Source organism: Streptomyces sp. NPDC015127 (assembly GCF_043080095.1).
Lineage (GTDB): Bacteria > Actinomycetota > Actinomycetes > Streptomycetales > Streptomycetaceae > Streptomyces.
Genome location: NZ_JBIBVE010000006.1, coordinates 243,312 through 257,599 on the forward strand (window position 1 = coordinate 243,312; position 14,288 = coordinate 257,599).

15 protein-coding genes and 1 pseudogene are annotated in these 14,288 nt (G+C 72.2%); 8 read left to right on the plus strand and 8 right to left on the minus strand.

Annotated features, from left to right (window positions below; translation table 11 throughout):
* Positions 1-70: 70 nt before the first annotated feature.
* Entirely contained in the window at positions 71-1,123 is a 1,053-nt protein-coding gene (locus ACF08N_RS14380; protein WP_392324904.1) for an ABC transporter substrate-binding protein, read from the minus strand.
* 183 nt (positions 1,124-1,306) lie between these two features.
* Here ACF08N_RS14380 and ACF08N_RS14385 point away from each other — a divergent pair, with 183 nt between their 5' ends.
* The gene (locus ACF08N_RS14385) at positions 1,307-2,518 is read left to right on the plus strand and encodes a hypothetical protein (RefSeq protein WP_392324905.1); all 1,212 of its coding nucleotides are present in this window, start codon (positions 1,307-1,309) and stop codon (positions 2,516-2,518) included.
* Positions 2,519-2,906: 388 nt separating this feature from the next.
* Here the strand turns inward: ACF08N_RS14385 and ACF08N_RS14390 are convergent, their stop codons facing one another.
* The 3 genes from ACF08N_RS14390 to ACF08N_RS14400 are packed head-to-tail and all read right to left on the minus strand — an operon-like array spanning position 2,907 to position 5,782.
* On the minus strand, positions 2,907-3,827 hold the full coding sequence (locus tag ACF08N_RS14390) for a 3-oxoacyl-ACP reductase (protein WP_392324906.1): 921 nt from the start codon (positions 3,825-3,827) through the stop codon (positions 2,907-2,909).
* A gap of 10 nt (positions 3,828-3,837) precedes the next feature.
* Positions 3,838-4,914 carry a Zn-dependent alcohol dehydrogenase gene (locus ACF08N_RS14395; protein WP_392324907.1) on the minus strand — a complete coding sequence of 359 codons (1,077 nt, stop codon included), beginning with the start codon at positions 4,912-4,914 and terminating at the stop codon, positions 3,838-3,840.
* 19 nt (positions 4,915-4,933) lie between these two features.
* Complete coding sequence (locus ACF08N_RS14400) at positions 4,934-5,782, minus strand: MaoC/PaaZ C-terminal domain-containing protein (protein WP_392324908.1); 849 nt, start codon at positions 5,780-5,782, stop codon at positions 4,934-4,936.
* Between the two features lie 275 nt (positions 5,783-6,057).
* Here ACF08N_RS14400 and ACF08N_RS14405 point away from each other — a divergent pair.
* Both ACF08N_RS14405 and ACF08N_RS14410 read left to right on the plus strand, forming a co-directional pair.
* A pseudogene (locus ACF08N_RS14405) lies at positions 6,058-6,483 on the plus strand (response regulator); the annotation flags it as partial.
* An 89-nt stretch (positions 6,484-6,572) separates the two neighbouring features.
* Complete coding sequence (locus tag ACF08N_RS14410) at positions 6,573-6,716, plus strand: hypothetical protein (protein WP_392324909.1); 144 nt, start codon at positions 6,573-6,575, stop codon at positions 6,714-6,716.
* A 51-nt stretch (positions 6,717-6,767) separates the two neighbouring features.
* Here the strand turns inward: ACF08N_RS14410 and ACF08N_RS14415 are convergent, their stop codons facing one another.
* From ACF08N_RS14415 to ACF08N_RS14425, 3 genes are all read right to left on the minus strand, one after another.
* Complete coding sequence (locus ACF08N_RS14415; protein WP_392324910.1) at positions 6,768-8,201, minus strand: MFS transporter; 1,434 nt, start codon at positions 8,199-8,201, stop codon at positions 6,768-6,770.
* A gap of 120 nt (positions 8,202-8,321) precedes the next feature.
* Positions 8,322-8,597, minus strand: a complete 276-nt coding sequence (locus tag ACF08N_RS14420; protein WP_392324911.1) for a DUF397 domain-containing protein — start codon at positions 8,595-8,597, stop codon at positions 8,322-8,324.
* Positions 8,557-9,405, minus strand: a complete 849-nt coding sequence (locus ACF08N_RS14425) for a helix-turn-helix domain-containing protein (protein ID WP_392324912.1) — start codon at positions 9,403-9,405, stop codon at positions 8,557-8,559. Before ACF08N_RS14425 ends, ACF08N_RS14420 begins: the two co-directional genes overlap by 41 nt.
* Before the next feature lie 125 nt (positions 9,406-9,530).
* On the opposite strand from ACF08N_RS14425, the gene ACF08N_RS14430 reads away from it, so the two are divergent.
* The 4 genes from ACF08N_RS14430 to ACF08N_RS14445 all read left to right on the plus strand — a co-directional run bounded on the left by ACF08N_RS14430 (position 9,531) and on the right by ACF08N_RS14445 (position 13,258).
* Positions 9,531-10,184: a class I SAM-dependent methyltransferase gene (locus ACF08N_RS14430; RefSeq protein ID WP_392325058.1), complete on the plus strand. Its 654-nt coding sequence runs from the start codon at positions 9,531-9,533 to the stop codon at positions 10,182-10,184.
* Positions 10,185-10,216: 32 nt separating this feature from the next.
* Positions 10,217-11,176: an N-acetylmuramoyl-L-alanine amidase gene (locus tag ACF08N_RS14435; RefSeq protein ID WP_392324913.1), complete on the plus strand. Its 960-nt coding sequence runs from the start codon at positions 10,217-10,219 to the stop codon at positions 11,174-11,176.
* 157 nt (positions 11,177-11,333) lie between these two features.
* Complete coding sequence (locus ACF08N_RS14440) at positions 11,334-12,134, plus strand: hypothetical protein (RefSeq protein ID WP_392324914.1); 801 nt, start codon at positions 11,334-11,336, stop codon at positions 12,132-12,134.
* A gap of 113 nt (positions 12,135-12,247) precedes the next feature.
* Complete coding sequence (locus tag ACF08N_RS14445) at positions 12,248-13,258, plus strand: LLM class F420-dependent oxidoreductase (protein WP_392324915.1); 1,011 nt, start codon at positions 12,248-12,250, stop codon at positions 13,256-13,258.
* Here ACF08N_RS14445 and ACF08N_RS14450 read toward each other — a convergent pair whose 3' ends face one another.
* The gene (locus ACF08N_RS14450) at positions 13,259-13,819 is read right to left on the minus strand and encodes a hypothetical protein (RefSeq protein ID WP_392324916.1); all 561 of its coding nucleotides are present in this window, start codon (positions 13,817-13,819) and stop codon (positions 13,259-13,261) included.
* 109 nt (positions 13,820-13,928) lie between these two features.
* On the opposite strand from ACF08N_RS14450, the gene ACF08N_RS14455 reads away from it, so the two are divergent.
* Positions 13,929-14,219 carry a hypothetical protein gene (locus ACF08N_RS14455; protein WP_392324917.1) on the plus strand — a complete coding sequence of 97 codons (291 nt, stop codon included), beginning with the start codon at positions 13,929-13,931 and terminating at the stop codon, positions 14,217-14,219.
* The last annotated feature ends 69 nt before the right edge of the window (positions 14,220-14,288 follow it).

The window sequence follows — 14,288 nt, forward strand, 5'->3', positions numbered from 1 at the left end:
CCCGCGACGTCCGGCCGGCGCGGGCGCGACCACTGGGGCGCGGCACCCCTGGGGGTGCCGCGCCGGAGGGCTACTTGACGAGGAAGCCGCGCAGGTCGTCCAGGACCTCGTTCGCGGCCGTCACGCCGAGGCCGAGGTACCAGGTCTCGTCCGGGACGTCCTTCGCCTGGCCGGCCTTGACCGCCTTGAGGTTCTTCCACAGCGGGTTGGAGCGGGCGGTGTCGCGCTGGGTCTTGGCCGGGTCGCCGTAGACACCGGTGAAGATCCAGTCGGCGTCGGCCTGGTCCATCTTCTCCGGGCTGATCTCGACGGCCAGGTCGTCGATCTGCTGGTTCGCGGGGCGCGGGACGCCGGCGTCGCGCAGGATCGTGCCGATGAAGGACGCCTGCGCGTACAGGCGGATCTTGCCGGGCATGTAGCGCAGCATCGTGACGGTCGGCTTCTTGTCGCCGATGTCCGTGCCGAGCTGCTTCGCCTTCTTCTCGTACGCGGCGAGCTGCGTCTTCGCCTCGGCCGTCTTGTCGAGCGCGGCGGCGTTGAGGAGGTAGTTCTCCTTCCACGTGAAGCCGGGGCGGATGGAGAAGACCGTCGGGGCGATCTTGGAGAGCTCGTCGTACTTGTCGGCCGCGCGCAGCTGGCTGCCGAGGATCAGGTCCGGCTTGAGCGCGGCGACGGCCTCGAGGTTGAGGCTGTTGATCGTGCCGACGCTCTTGGGGCTGCCGGCCGCCTTCTTCAGGTAGCCGGGGATGCCGTCGTCGCCCTCGGTGGGGGCGTAGCCGACCGGCTTGACGCCGAGGGAGGCGACGTTGTCGAGCTCGCCGACGTCGAGCACGACGACCCGCTTCGGCGCGGACTTCAGTTCCGTGGTGCCGAGGGCGTGGGTGATGGTGCGCGGGAACTGGCCGGGCTTCGCGTCCGTGCCCATGGCCGCCGTCTTCTGCGCGGCGTCGGAGAAGTCGTCGCCGCCCTGGGCGACGGACTTCTTGCCGCCCTTGTCGCCCTGGCTTCCGGTGTCCTTCGCCTTCCCGGAGTCGTCCGCGCCCCCTTCGGCACCGCAGGCGGCGAGGGACAGGACGGCGGTGAGAGCGACGGCTGCGGCGGCGCCGCGGCGGCGTAGCGACATGAGGACTCCTGGGGACGAACTTAGGGGTGCCTTACCTTAAAGGCACCCCCGGTACCGAGCACAACCACCCCCTCCGCCTCAGGCAAATCCGGGCATGGCCACCCTTATGTGTGAAGTGACGTGTCTCGTGTTGTTCGGCAGGAAGTGCGATACCTAGCTTCGGTGGCCGGAGGTGACGTATCGATGACTGCCTGTGCCATCGAGACCGCCGCGCAGGACGAGGCGGTGGCGCGTACGCGGCTCACGATCACTGCGGACGGTACGTACGCGGCCCGGCTCGCCGGATCCGGCGAGGCGCTGTTCCCGGAGCGCTGGACGCTCGACGGCCCCGAGCCGTACGCCGTCCCGCTGCCGCTCGACCAGCCCGAGGAACGCGACGCGGAGGTGCTGCCACTGACCGACGGACGGGTGCTGATCAGCCGCCGGACCGGCGAGCGGCGCGCCTTTTCGCTGCTGTACCCGACCGGCCCGGGGACCGGCGAACTGACCCTCGGCGCCCTCTCCGCCGAGGAGTCCACCCTGCTGCCGCCCTCACCCGACGGAGTGTGCGCCTATGCCCTGACGCCGGGCGAGACGTCGACGGGCGTCTGGCTCGTGGCCGGCGGGGCGTTCGGCCCCGAGCACATCGCGGACGTGCCCGGCCGCTGCTCGGGCGGCGCATGGCTCGACCGTACGGGCCGGCTGCTGGCCCTCGACCGGCAGCAGTCCGGCGGGCCGGTCAAGACGGTGGCGGTGGATCTCGCGCGCGGCGGCGAGGTGACGCCGCTGCTGGAGATCACGGACGACAGCGACGACCGGCTGCTGCTCGCGGACGCCGACAGCGGCCTGCTGCTGATCCGCTCGAACGCGCCGGGCGAAGGGCAGGACCGGCTCGGCTGGGGCGTGCTCGGCAGCCTGCGGCCGGTGCGGTTCCCCGAGAGCCTGCGGCTTCCGGACGCGCTGGTGACGCCGTTCGCCGTGCAGCCGGGGCAGGTCCTGACGCCGGAGAGCTGCGCGGTGGCGCTGCGGATCGACGGGGCGGCCGGCAGCCGGCTGGGCGTCTGGCGCCCCGCGGGCCGCCGCCTCCACCAACTGGCGGCACCCCAGGGATGGCTGGCGGGGGCGGGGACGTGGAGCAGGGACGGGGTGCTGCGACTGCCGTACGAGACAGGGGAGGTGCCGTGCGGCGTGATGCGGATGGAGGCACCGGCGGACGGGGCGGCGACCGGGTGTGCAGAAACCTTCGTCCTGCCGGATGCGAAGGGCGTGCGGAGCCGCGGCGGAGGCCCGGTCACCGGACCGGCACAAGCGGAATCCGCAGGTGGGCAACCGTGCGGGGCACCGGAGAGTCCTGTGATGTGCAAGCCGGTTCCCTTGCAGCAGGCACCCCTCACCGACCGTGCGACCCGTGGTTAGACTCTGCGGCCGGGGCTACTCAGCCGCACCGCCCGTGCGCCGACGGTGACGGGGTAAGGAGCATGCTGCCGGGGCCCTGTGACAGTGCATCAGCGATCGCAACGGGGTGAAGTTCTCACATGTCTGAAGTCCGAACCGACACGGCCCACGAGCGCCCGCAGCCGGCGGACGCGGTGCGGGGCGGCGCCGGCGGCGGCGCGGGGAGGCACCGTGGTGGGGCGGCCACGGCGGAGGACGGGGCGGCGCCGGCGCACGGCCGGCACCGGCGCCCGAGGCCGCCGGAGGGCGGGGGCGCCTGATGGCGTGGGCGGGGTGGGGTTTCCCCACCCCGCCCTTTCCCGTAACTGGGGCAGAGCCCCAACGAGCGCGCCGCGCGCAGGGCGCTCCCCTACCCCCTCCTCAGCGCAAGCACCTCGCGTGCCGCGAAGGACTCCTCGCCGAAGTGGGGGGTCAGCAGCGACTCCAGTTCCTCGTACGTGAACACGTCCTTCGACGTGTCGAACTTCGCCGCCACCCTCGGGCGTTCCATCACCGCCACCATCCCCCCGTGCACCACCAGCACCTGGCCGGTGACCACCGACGCCGGTGGGGACGCGAGGTAGCCCACCAGGGGGGCCACGTGTTCCGGGGAGAGGGGGTCGGACGTGCCCGGCGGCGGGGCGCCGAAGACGTCCGCCGTCATGCGGGTCCTCGCCCGCGGGCAGATAGCGTTCACCGTGACCCCGTACTTCGCCAGCGCCTGCGCCGACGACGTCGTCAGGCCGACGATCCCGCCCTTGGCCGCCGCGTAGTTGGGCTGGCCCGCCGAGCCCGCCAGGAACGCCTCCGACGAGGTGTTGACGATCCGGCCGTACACCGGCACGCCCGTCGCCTTGGCGCGTGCGCGCCAGTGTTCCGAGGCGAAGCGGGTCGTGGCGAAGTGGCCCTTCAGGTGGACGCGGACGACCGAGTCCCATTCGCTCTCGCTCATCGAGAAGATCATGCGGTCGCGCAGGATGCCCGCGTTGTTCACGAGGATGTCGAGCCTGCCGAACTCCGCCACGGCCAGGTCGATCAGCCCGCGGGCCGTGTCGAAGTCGGCTACGTCGCCGAGGTGGCCGACCGCCCGGCCGCCCGCCGCGCGGATCTCGGCGGCGACCGACTCCGCGGGTGCGGCCGACGCGTCGCCGCTGCCGTCGCGCCCCGGCTGCCCGTAGTCGTTGACGACGACGGCCGCGCCGAGCCGCGCCAGTTCGTGCGCCTCCGCGCGGCCGAGGCCACGGCCCGCGCCGGTGACGACGGCCGTGAGGCCGGCCAGAGGGAGAGTCATCGCGGCCCCCTCAGATCTCGATGCAGGTGCGCAGGGCCTCGCCGCTGCGCATCTGCGCCAGGGCGTCGTTGATCCCGGCGAGCGGCACCCGGTGGGTGATCAGCGACTCCAGGTCGATCCGGCCGGCCCGCCACAGCGCGATGGCGCGCTCGTAGGAGCGCAGTACGTCGCCGCCCCCGTACAGGGACGGCAGGATCCGCTTCTCGTCGAAGAACAGCTCGAACATGTTGAGCTGGAGGACGTCGTCCATGGCACCCGCGCCGACGACGCAGAGCGTGCCGCCGCGCCGGGTCGTCTCGTACGCGGTGCGGGCGGTGGCGGACTTGCCGACGACCTCGAAGACGTAGTCGAAGCCCTCCCCCGCGGTGATCCGCTGCTTGGCGTCGGCGAGTCCGTCGGGGGGTACGGCGTCGGTCGCGCCGAACCGCAGGGCCGCCTCGCGCCGGGAGGCCACCGGGTCGACCGCGACGATCTCGGCCGCGCCCTGGAGCCGGGCGCCCTGGATCGCGGAGATGCCGACGCCGCCGCAGCCGATGACGGCCACGGACGAACCGGCCTGTACCTGGGCGGTGTTGACCGCGGCGCCGAGCCCGGTCGTGACGCCGCAGCCGATGAGCGCGGCGATGTCGAAGGGCACGTCGTCGGGTATGGGCACGGCGCAGCCCGCGCCGACGACGACCTCCTCGGCGAACGTGCCGGTGCCGGCGAAACCGAAGACGTCGCCGCCGGGGCGGGTGAAGTTGGGCGTGCCCGCGTTCATGAATCCCGCCAGGCACAGGTGCGGCTGCCCGCGCCGGCAGGACGGGCAGGTTCCGCACGCGGGCAGCCAGCACAGCAGGACGCGGTCGCCCGCCGCCAGGCCGGTCACCCCCTCCCCCGTCTCGACGATTTCGCCCGCGCCCTCGTGGCCGGGGATGAAGGGAGCGGGCTGCGGCAGGACGCCGCTCATCGCGGAGACGTCCGAGTGGCACAGCCCGGTCGCCCGGACGCGGATCCTCACCTTGCCGGGGCCGAAGCCCACCGCCTCGACGTCGTCGAGGACTTCGAGTTTGTCCTGACTGATCTCGTGCAGTACGGCTGCGCGCATGGCGGATCCCTTCGGAAGATCACGAGTGTTCGACGACGGTGTCCGCGAGTACCGGGGCGTCGTCCCGCTCCACCGCCGTCACCGACGCCTGAATGCCACCGTCGCGCCGCCACATCCGGATTCGGAGGGTCTCGCCGGGGAATACGACTCCGGCGAAGCGGGTGCCGTACGCGCGGACGCGGGTGACATCGCCGCCCAGGAGCGTGTCGACGACGGCCTTGAGTGTCATGCCGTACGTGCACAGCCCGTGCAGGATGGGCCGCTCGAAGCCGGCGAGCTTGGCGAACTCGGGGTCGGCGTGCAGCGGGTTCCAGTCGCCGGAGAGCCGGTAGAGAAGCGCCTGGTCCTCGCGGATCACGCGTTCGACGGTCCGGTCGGGTGCGCGGTCGGGGACGTCGAGGCGCCCGGAGGGGCCGCGTTCGCCGCCGAAGCCGCCCTCGCCGCGCACGAAGAGCTGGGCGTCGCTGGTCCACAGCGGCCCGTCGTCGTCGGCCGCCGCGGTGCGCAGGACGAGGACCGCCGCCTTGCCCTTGTCGTACACGGCGGCGACGCGCGAGGTGGAGGTCGCCGTGCCGCGTACGGGGACGGGGCGGTGCAGGGCGATGCGCTGGCCGCCGTGCAGGACGGCGGCGAGGTCGACGTCGATGCCGGGCGCGGACAGCCCGCCGACGACGCCCATGCCCGCGACGGTGGCGAAGCTCGGCAGGACGTGGAGCCGGGATTCGAGGGTGTAGCGCAGTTCGTCGGGGTCGGTGGCCGGGATGCCCGCCCCGATGCCGAGGTGGTAGAGCTGGATGTCCTTGTGGTCCCAGTGGATCGTGGCCGAGCGGGGTTCGGCGGCGAGGGCCCTGGCGGGGTCAATGGGCATGGGGCTGCTGCTCCTCGGGGGATTCGAAGACCTCGGCACGGCCGTCCGCACCGTCGGCCGCACCGAGGTCGCCCGGACAGGGCCCAGACCGTTCTAGAACGCGTTCTAGGCCGATGGCCCTATGTATAACGCAGCCCCTGGGCATTGGGAAGACGCCTGACGACATGTCAGATAGCTGGCTCGCCGGACCCGGCCCGTCGTGGCCCCCGGGGGCGCGGGGGGGCCACGACAGGCGGGCCGGGACGGCCGGTCATACCCTTGACACCGTGGACGAGATGCCGCGGGACCACAGACCCGCCAAGTCCGTACGGGTGCTCATCGCCGAGGACCGGGGCACGACGCGCGGCGCGCTCGCCCTGCTCCTCGGCATGGAGGACGACATCGAGGTGGTGGCCCAGGTGGGCCGCGGTGACGAGATCGTGGACGCGGCGCTGACCCGGCGGCCCGACGTGGCGCTGCTCGACAGCGAACTGCCCGGCCTCAGCGGTCTCGACGCGGCGGCGGCGCTGCGCAAGGAGGTGCCGGACTGCCGGGTGCTGATCCTCACGACGTTCGGCCGGCCCGGGCTCCTGCGCGGGGTCCTGGAGGCCGGGGCGGCCGGACTCCTGGTGAAGGACGGGCCGGTGGAGGACCTGGCACAGGCGATCCGCCGGGCGCTGACCGGCGAGACGGTGATCGACCCGGCCCTGGCCGCGGGCGCGGAGCTGTCCGCCCTCCGCGACGACGGCGGGCAGCCCGATCCATGAGCCAGGGGCTCTCGCGTAAGCGATCGGACAAGACCAGGTCGTCGATGATCGGGGGGCGCGGGCCGGGGCGGCTCACGGAGTTGACCGACCCGGCGCTCCGGGTGGGACTGGCGCCCTACAACACCACCGACGACGTGGACCGGCTCCTGGACGGGCTCGCCTCGTGCCTGAAGTCGACCGGTTCCTGACGTCGGTCAGCGGTGCTTCCCTGCGGGAAGGAACCGGATGCGGGACAGCCCTCAGGAGTCCCGCTCCGGACGCGGCAGCCACAGCAGCATCAGGACCGCGGCGCCCAGCAGCACCCCGGTGCCCGTGTGGAAGGCCAGCGCGTAGCCGGACGTCAGCGCCTCGGGCGTGGTCGCGCCGCCGGTGCGGGAGGCCGCGGCGGTGGAGAGGATCGCGAGGCCGAGCGCGCCGCCCATGGTGCGTGAGGTGTTGACGAGGCCGGAGACCAGACCGGCGTCGCCTGGCGCCGCGCCCGAGGTGGCGAGGGAGGCGAGCGGCGTCGCGACGAGACCGATGCCGGTCATCATCAGCACGCCCGGCAGCGCGATGGCCGTCAGGTACGTGCCGTCCGTCCCCATCGTCGACTGCCAGCCGAAGCCGGTGGCCGCGATCAGCGCACCGAGGACCGCGACGTTGCGCGCACCGGCGCGGACCATCAGGCGCGGGGCGAGCTTGGAGCCGATGACAACGCTCAACGAGCTGGGGATCAGAGCGAGTCCGGCCTTCAGCGGCGAATAGCCGAGGACGTTCTGCGCGTAGACAGTCATGAAGAACCACATGGCGAACGACACCGAACCGGTGACCGTCATCGCCACGTTCGCCGCCGACACGGCCCGCGAGCGGAAGACCTTCAGCGGCATCAGGGGTGCGGCCGTGCGCGCCTCCACGGCCACGAACAGGCCCAGCAGAGCGAGTCCGCCGAGCAGGGGCAGCAGCGTCCCGCTCGCGGCCCAGCCCGTCTCCTCGGTCTGCACGATGCCGTACGCGACGGCCGCGAGTCCGCCCGTGACCAGGACGGCGCCCGGCAGGTCGAGGCGGCGGCCCTCGCCGACGCGGCTCTCGCTCAGCCACGCCAGCGCGCAGGCCAGGACCAGCACACCGACGGGCACGTTGATCAGAAGGACCCAGCGCCAGGAGAGCAGGTCGGTGAGGACGCCGCCGACGAGGCCGCCGGCCGCGCCGCCCGCCGCCCCGACGGCCGACCAGGTGCCGATGGCCCGCGTACGGGCGGGGCCGGGCGGGACGGCCGCCGTGACGAGCGTGAGCGTCGCCGGGGCGAGGACGGCCGCGCCGAGACCCTGCACGGCGCGCGCGGCGAGCAGCTGCCAGCCCTCCTGCGCGAGCCCGCCCGCCAGCGACGCGGCCGTGAACAGCCCGAGCCCGACGAGGAACATCCGCTTGCGGCCGAAGATGTCGGCCGCGCGGCCGCCGAGGAGCATGAACCCGGCGAAGGCGATCGAGTACGCGTTGAGCACCCACTGCAGCCCGGTGGCGCTCAGCCCCAGGTCGGCCCGCATCGACGGCAGCGCGACGTTGACCACGGAGACGTCGAGCACGACCAGGAACTGCCCGGCGCACGCGGCGAGGATCACCGCCCAGGTGCGTGCCGACCGGGCGGCGGCGGACGACTGGACGGACGTCTGTGTGTGCGAACGGGCTTGGACCATGCATGTCATGGTCGCAGGCACACTACGGTCCGTTCATCCGGACAGCGGCGTACGTGTCACCTCGCCCTTGGTCCTAGGTCTCCGGGCGGAGCCCCGCGCGGAGACGCAGGCTCAGACACGTCAGAGCCGGCTGCCGCCCGCCGCGGCGACGAACGCCGCGAAGGCGGCGGGGGTGAGGGTGAGGACGGGACCGTCGGGGTTCTTGGAGTCGCGTACGGCGATGTGGGGGGCGAGGTCGGCGACCTCGACGCACTCCCCGCCGGTGTCGCCGCTGTACGAGGACTTGCGCCAGGCGGCGGTGCCGAGGGGGGCGCACTCGATGCACTGCCCGCCGGTGTCGCCGCTGTACGAGGACTTACGCCACCGCGCGTCCGTCAGGCCCTGGATGGTGTCCATACCGTTCCTCCATTACGCGGGCGATCAGTGCCGCCGAATCGTCCACGGAGAGCGCGGCGGCCTGCAAGTGATCGTAACGGAGCGAACCCTCCCTGATAGCTGCCGGATTGGCCGTCATATGGCCCTGGACGAAGTCCTCGGTGTAGACGAGGTCCGGGTCGCCCTCGAAACGCAGGAGAGTGAACGATCCCATCAGCCCCGAATGCGCGCCGGCCTCGAAGGGCAGCACCTGCACCTTCACCCATTCCCGCCCGCGCAGCTCCAACAGGTGGGCGAGTTGGTTGCGCATGACCTCGCGGCCGCCGATCTCCTGGTGCAGCACGGATTCGCTCAACACCACCCACATCAGCGGGGGCGTCTCCCGGTCCAGGATGCGCTGCCGCTCCATCCGGGCCGCCACCCTGGCGTCGAGGTTCTCCTCCGACCTGACGCCCAGTACCGCCCGCGCGTACGCCTCCGTCTGCAGCAGCCCGTACACCAACTGCGCCTGATACGTCGAGATGTACGCCGCCTTCGCCTCCATCTCGGCGTACGCCTGGAACCAGCTCGGCAGTTGGCTGCGCAGCACCAGGCCCACCAGCCGGGAGAACATCCCGTCCGTGCCCAGCGCCGCGTCCACCCGTTCGCTGAAGTCCCGGGTGGGGACCTTCTTCGCCGTCTCGATCTGGCCGACCAGCGAGCCCGTGACGAAGATGCACGAGCCCAACTGCGCCTGGTTCATGCCCGACGCCTCTCGCCGACGGCGTAGTTCGGCGCCGTAGTAGTCCAATGGCGACGCACTCGGGTCGAGGTTGCGCATGGAGAACATGTAGCCCAGCGTAGTTGTGCGGCGACGCGCAGGTGACGTGAATCACGTGATCCGCCCGCCCTGCGGGCGTTACCCGCCCGTAAGGCACGATGGCCTCCGATCTGCACACCCTCCCGGAGGACCGCATGCCGCCCGCCATCCCCAAGCCGGAGATCCTCGCCGCCTTCGAGGCCGCCAAGGGCTTCATGCCCGTGGACGAGGGTCTCGCCCTGTACGCGGCCGCCGTGGAGGCGGGGGCGCTCGGGCTGCCGCTGCTGGAAGTGGGGACGTACTGCGGGCGTTCGACGATCCTGCTGGCGGATGCGGCCCGCGAGGCCGGGACGGTGGCGGTGACCGTGGACCACCACCGGGGCAGCGAGGAGCAGCAGCCGGGCTGGGACTACCACGACCCGGAGGTGGTGGACCCGGAGGTCGGGCTGATGGACACGCTGCCCACCTTTCGCCGCACGCTGCACCGGGCGGGCCTGGAGGACCACGTGGTCGCGATCGTCGGCCGGTCGCCGCAGGTGGCGAGGGTGTGGGGCGGCAAGGTCGGCCTGGTCTTCGTCGACGGCGGGCACACGGACGAGCACGCGACGAACGACTACGAGGGCTGGGCGCCGCACGTCGCGGACGGGGGCCTGCTGGTGATTCACGACGTGTTCCCGGACCCGGTGGACGAATTCACCGGGCAGGCGCCGTACCGCGTGTACCTGCGGGCGCTGGAGTCGGGCGCGTTCACCGAGGTGGCGGTGACGAAGTCGCTGCGGGTGCTGCGCCGCACGGGCGCGGGGATCTGATTCCGGCGGGCGGCCCGGCTAGCATCGCGGGCGTGTCGTACGACGAGAACCAGCATCCCCCCACCGGACCGCGCCGCTCCCGGCGCGGTCTCGTCGCTGTCGCCGCTCTCGTGCCCGTGGGCCTCGCCGGGTGGCTGATCTGGCAGGGAACGGGCGGGAGCGCCGCCCCCGGACCCGCTGCCGCCTCGGCGCCGGCGTCCGCCGGGGAGGCCGCGGGCAAGCCCGGTGACGAGGGCCCGGTCTCCTCTCCCTCCCCCTCCCTCTCCCCCACCACGTCGGCCACGCGCTCCCCGGCTCCCGAGCGGCCCGGGGGCAAGGGGCCGCTGGCCGGGAAGGTGGTCGTCGTCGACCCCGGGCACAACCCCGGCAACTTCCGGCACGCGAGCGAGATCAACCAGCTCGTGAACATCGGAACGAACCGCAAGGAATGCGACACCACGGGCACGGCGACCGTCGGTGGATACCGCGAGGCCGATTTCACCCTCGATGTTTCACGACGTCTTCGCACGTTGCTCGAAAAGCAGGGCGCACGGGTCGAATTCACCCACGAGAACGACCGCCCGTTCGGTCCGTGCATCGACGAACGGGCACGATTCGGCAACGAAGCGAAGGCCGACGCCGTGATCTCCGTGCACGCGGACGGATCGGCGACCGGTAACCGCGGATTCCATGTAATCCTGCCCGCGCTCGTCAAGGGCGGTGCCGCGGACACGTCGGAGATCGTCGGCCCCTCCCGTGACCTGGGCGAACGCATCGCGGGACACTTCCTGCGGGCGACCGGAAGCGCGCCTTCCAACTATGTGGGAGGCGGCACGGGACTGGATGTGCGCAAGGATCTCGGCGGGCTCAACCTGTCCACCGTTCCCAAGGTGTTCATCGAATGCGGCAATATGCGTGATCCCGAGGACGCCGCTCTGCTGACCAGCCCGACCTGGCGCCAGAAGGCGGCCCGGGGAATGGCGGAGGGGATCGGCAGTTACCTCGGGCAGTGACCCGGACAACTGCGATACCGGGAGGACGGCCGGAACCGGTGGACGATAGATTCGCCTCTACGATGGGGAGTCACCCCCGAGCTCCGCGTCCGTGTACCCGCCCGACCAGGCGGCAGCGACGACCGCCCCGATGAGACGACCTACGAAGGACTTTTACGTGAACATCCGCTCTCTGACCCGAGGCGATGGCGTGGTGATCGGAGCAGCGGTCTTGCTGTTCATCGCCTCGTTCCTCAACACGAGCGACTGCTCCGGCTCCGTCTGCGACGCTGTCCCGAACACCTGGGAGTTCTCGCCGATGGGCTGGGGCGGCTACTTCCCCGGCGTGGTCGGCGCAGCACTGATCGTGGTCAATCGCGCGCTGCCCCAGCCCCGGAAGGTCGCGGGCCTGGACCTCGGACAGCTCGGTCTCACCCTCACCGCCGCTTCGGCCTGGGTCATCCTCATGTGGATGTTCGAGGCCGAAGAGGCGGGCAGCGCACTCATCCTCGGCCTGATCGCGGCCCTGCTGCTGGTCGCCGCCGCGTTCGCCACTCCGCTCGTCCCGGCCCTCCAGGCCGCTCTCATCAGCGCTCCGAGGCCCCAGGCCCCGCAGCCGTACGGCGCGCAGCCCGGCGTCCCCGGGGGCTACGGCTACCCGGGCGCCCAGCAGCAGCCCTACGGTGCGCAGCCCGGTCAGCCGCAGCCGTACGGCGGCCAGCCGCAGGCCGGTCAGCCGCAGCCGGCTCCGGCCGGGCCGCAGACTGGCGGCGCGCCCGCCGACTTCACGCCGTTCTGGTTCGCCGTGCCGGTGGCCCGTCCGCTGTACGGCGAGGACGGTTCGCCGACCCCGATCGCCGAGCTCGCGCCCGGCACCTGGTACCTCGCGGTCGAACAGCGCGGTCAGGGCCTGGTGGCCCAGACGCAGGACGGCCGTCGCGGCGTCCTGCAGGACACCTCCGGCATCCAGCGCGGCTGAGTCGCGCACGCCTTCAACGGCCCCTCGCCCTTCCGGGCGGGGGGCCGCTGCCGTACTCTGACGCACCGTCAATGACATGACGCTCCGTCAGCAAGCAGTGGGAGGCGGCGCACATGCGACTCGGACTCGCCCTCGGCTACTGGGGCCGCGGCCCCGACCCCGCCCATCTCGACCTGGCCCGTGAGGCCGAGCGGCTCGGCTACGACTCGGTGTGGACGGCCGAGGCGTGGGGGTCGGACGCGTTCACGGCGCTGACCTGGATCGCCGCGCACACCTCCCGTATCCGGCTGGGAACGGCCGTCGCGCAGATGGCCGCGCGCACCCCGACGGCGACGGCGATGCACGCGCTGACCCTCGACCACCTGTCCGGCGGGCGGATGATGCTGGGGCTCGGCCTGTCGGGGCCGCAGGTGGTGGAGGGCTGGTACGGGCGCCCGTTCCCGGCGAGCCCGCTGACCGCGACGCGTGAGTACGTGGACGTCGTGCGCCAAGTCCTCGCCCGCGAAGGGCCCGTGGAGCTCGCGGGGCGGTTCCACTCCCATCCGTACGCGGGCGCGGACGGCACCGGCACCGGCAAGGCCCTGAAGCCGATCACGCATCCGCTGCGGGCGGACCTGCCGGTGCTGCTGGGCGCGGAGGGGCCGAAGAACATCGCGCAGACGACCCGTATCGCCGACGGGTGGCTGCCGCTGTACTGGTCGCCGCTGCGGACGGACGTCTACGCGGCCTCGCTGGCCGCTCTGCCCGAAGGCTTCGTCGTCGCGCCGATGGCCCGGGCCCGCGTCTGCGACGACGTCGCCGAGGGGCTGCTGCCCGTGAAGGCGATGCTCGGCTTCTACATCGGCGGCATGGGGCACGCGGCCCGCAACTTCCACGCGGACCTGATGGGCCGGATGGGCTTCGAGGAGGAGGCGCGCCGAGTACAGGAGTTGTTCCTGGCGGGGCGACGCGAGGAGGCGGTGCTGGCGGTGCCGGACGCCTTCGCGGACGAGATCTCGCTCATCGGGCCACGCGAACGGATCGCGGAGCGACTGGAGTTGTGGCGCAAGGGGCCGGTGACGGACCTGCTGGTGACGGCGCCCGACCCGCACACGCTACGGGTGCTCGCGGAGCTGAACGCGTAACTAGCCGCCCAGTTGGGAGACCGACGGGACCTTGTCGGTGACCGGTGCGCCCGCGCTCCTGCCCGCCTCCTTGACGTCCTTGATGACGGACTCGAACGACGCGATGTCGCCCTCGCCGGCCTCGCCCTTGCGGAGCTTGGTGCCGAGGTCCTTGAGCTTGTCGATGCCGGCGGTGAGCGGTGCGACGGCCTTGGAGAGGAGGGGGTCCCCCTTGGCGTTCTCGCCGGCGGCCTTGAGCCGGTTGTACGCGAAGGTGCCGGCGAGACCGGCCTTGACGAGGGCGAACGTGCGGCCGTCCGCGCCCTTCTTGAACTTGCCCTCGCGGTAGGGCTTCACGATCCACTGGTACGTCGCGCCGGCGGCGAGGCCGGCGTTGGCGACGAACCGGGTCTTGGCGAACTTCTGCTTCTCGGCCGACGCCGAGTTCGTGTGCGTCGCCGCGGCGCCCGTCGTGTCGTCGTCGCCACCGCAGGCGACGGCGCCGGTGAGCAGCGCGCAGGACAGGAGCACGCTGACGAGCAGGCGGCGTATCGGGGTGGTCGGGGTGGTCTGTACGGGCACGGCTGACCTCCAGGCGGACTGGCTACGACCGTCTCCCGCGGGAGGGCCCGATGCCATCGGGGTTGGCCCGAACGGGTTTCACGCACGCACAAGCGGCAACATGCTGGTCATGACAACACACGCGAGAAACACCGCGGTGGCGGCGCGGATCGTTGTCGTCGTCGCTGACGTCATGGCCTTCGTGATCGGCCTGTGGATCCTGATGTACCTGCTGGAGGCCAACCGCGCGAACGACCTCGTGGAGTTCGTCCGCGGGGCGGCACGGTGGCTGGCCGGCTGGTCGCACGACCTGTTCACCTTCGACAAGGAGTGGGCGAGGGTGGTGGCGGGCTATGGGCTGGCGGCGGTGGTGTACCTGTTCGTGGGGCACGGGGTGGCGGGGCAGTTGCGCAAGCGGTAGGGAGACGCTGCGCGCGCTGTTCCCACCCGCCCCTTCCCGTAACCGGGCTCCGCCCGGACCCGGTACCGC

Coding starts and splice junctions, on each gene's coding strand:
- ACF08N_RS14395 (WP_392324907.1), bottom strand. CDS start 4,914: ATGCGCGCAGCCGTACTGCACGAGATCAGTCAGGACAAACTCGAAGTC.
- ACF08N_RS14420 (WP_392324911.1), bottom strand. CDS start 8,597: ATGGACACCATCCAGGGCCTGACGGACGCGCGGTGGCGTAAGTCCTCG.
- ACF08N_RS14390 (WP_392324906.1), bottom strand. CDS start 3,827: ATGACTCTCCCTCTGGCCGGCCTCACGGCCGTCGTCACCGGCGCGGGC.
- ACF08N_RS14430 (WP_392325058.1), top strand. CDS start 9,531: ATGCCGCCCGCCATCCCCAAGCCGGAGATCCTCGCCGCCTTCGAGGCC.
- ACF08N_RS14400 (WP_392324908.1), bottom strand. CDS start 5,782: ATGCCCATTGACCCCGCCAGGGCCCTCGCCGCCGAACCCCGCTCGGCC.
- ACF08N_RS14455 (WP_392324917.1), top strand. CDS start 13,929: ATGACAACACACGCGAGAAACACCGCGGTGGCGGCGCGGATCGTTGTC.
- ACF08N_RS14380 (WP_392324904.1), bottom strand. CDS start 1,123: ATGTCGCTACGCCGCCGCGGCGCCGCCGCAGCCGTCGCTCTCACCGCC.
- ACF08N_RS14385 (WP_392324905.1), top strand. CDS start 1,307: ATGACTGCCTGTGCCATCGAGACCGCCGCGCAGGACGAGGCGGTGGCG.
- ACF08N_RS14425 (WP_392324912.1), bottom strand. CDS start 9,405: ATGTTCTCCATGCGCAACCTCGACCCGAGTGCGTCGCCATTGGACTAC.
- ACF08N_RS14445 (WP_392324915.1), top strand. CDS start 12,248: ATGCGACTCGGACTCGCCCTCGGCTACTGGGGCCGCGGCCCCGACCCC.
- ACF08N_RS14410 (WP_392324909.1), top strand. CDS start 6,573: ATGATCGGGGGGCGCGGGCCGGGGCGGCTCACGGAGTTGACCGACCCG.
- ACF08N_RS14415 (WP_392324910.1), bottom strand. CDS start 8,201: ATGGTCCAAGCCCGTTCGCACACACAGACGTCCGTCCAGTCGTCCGCC.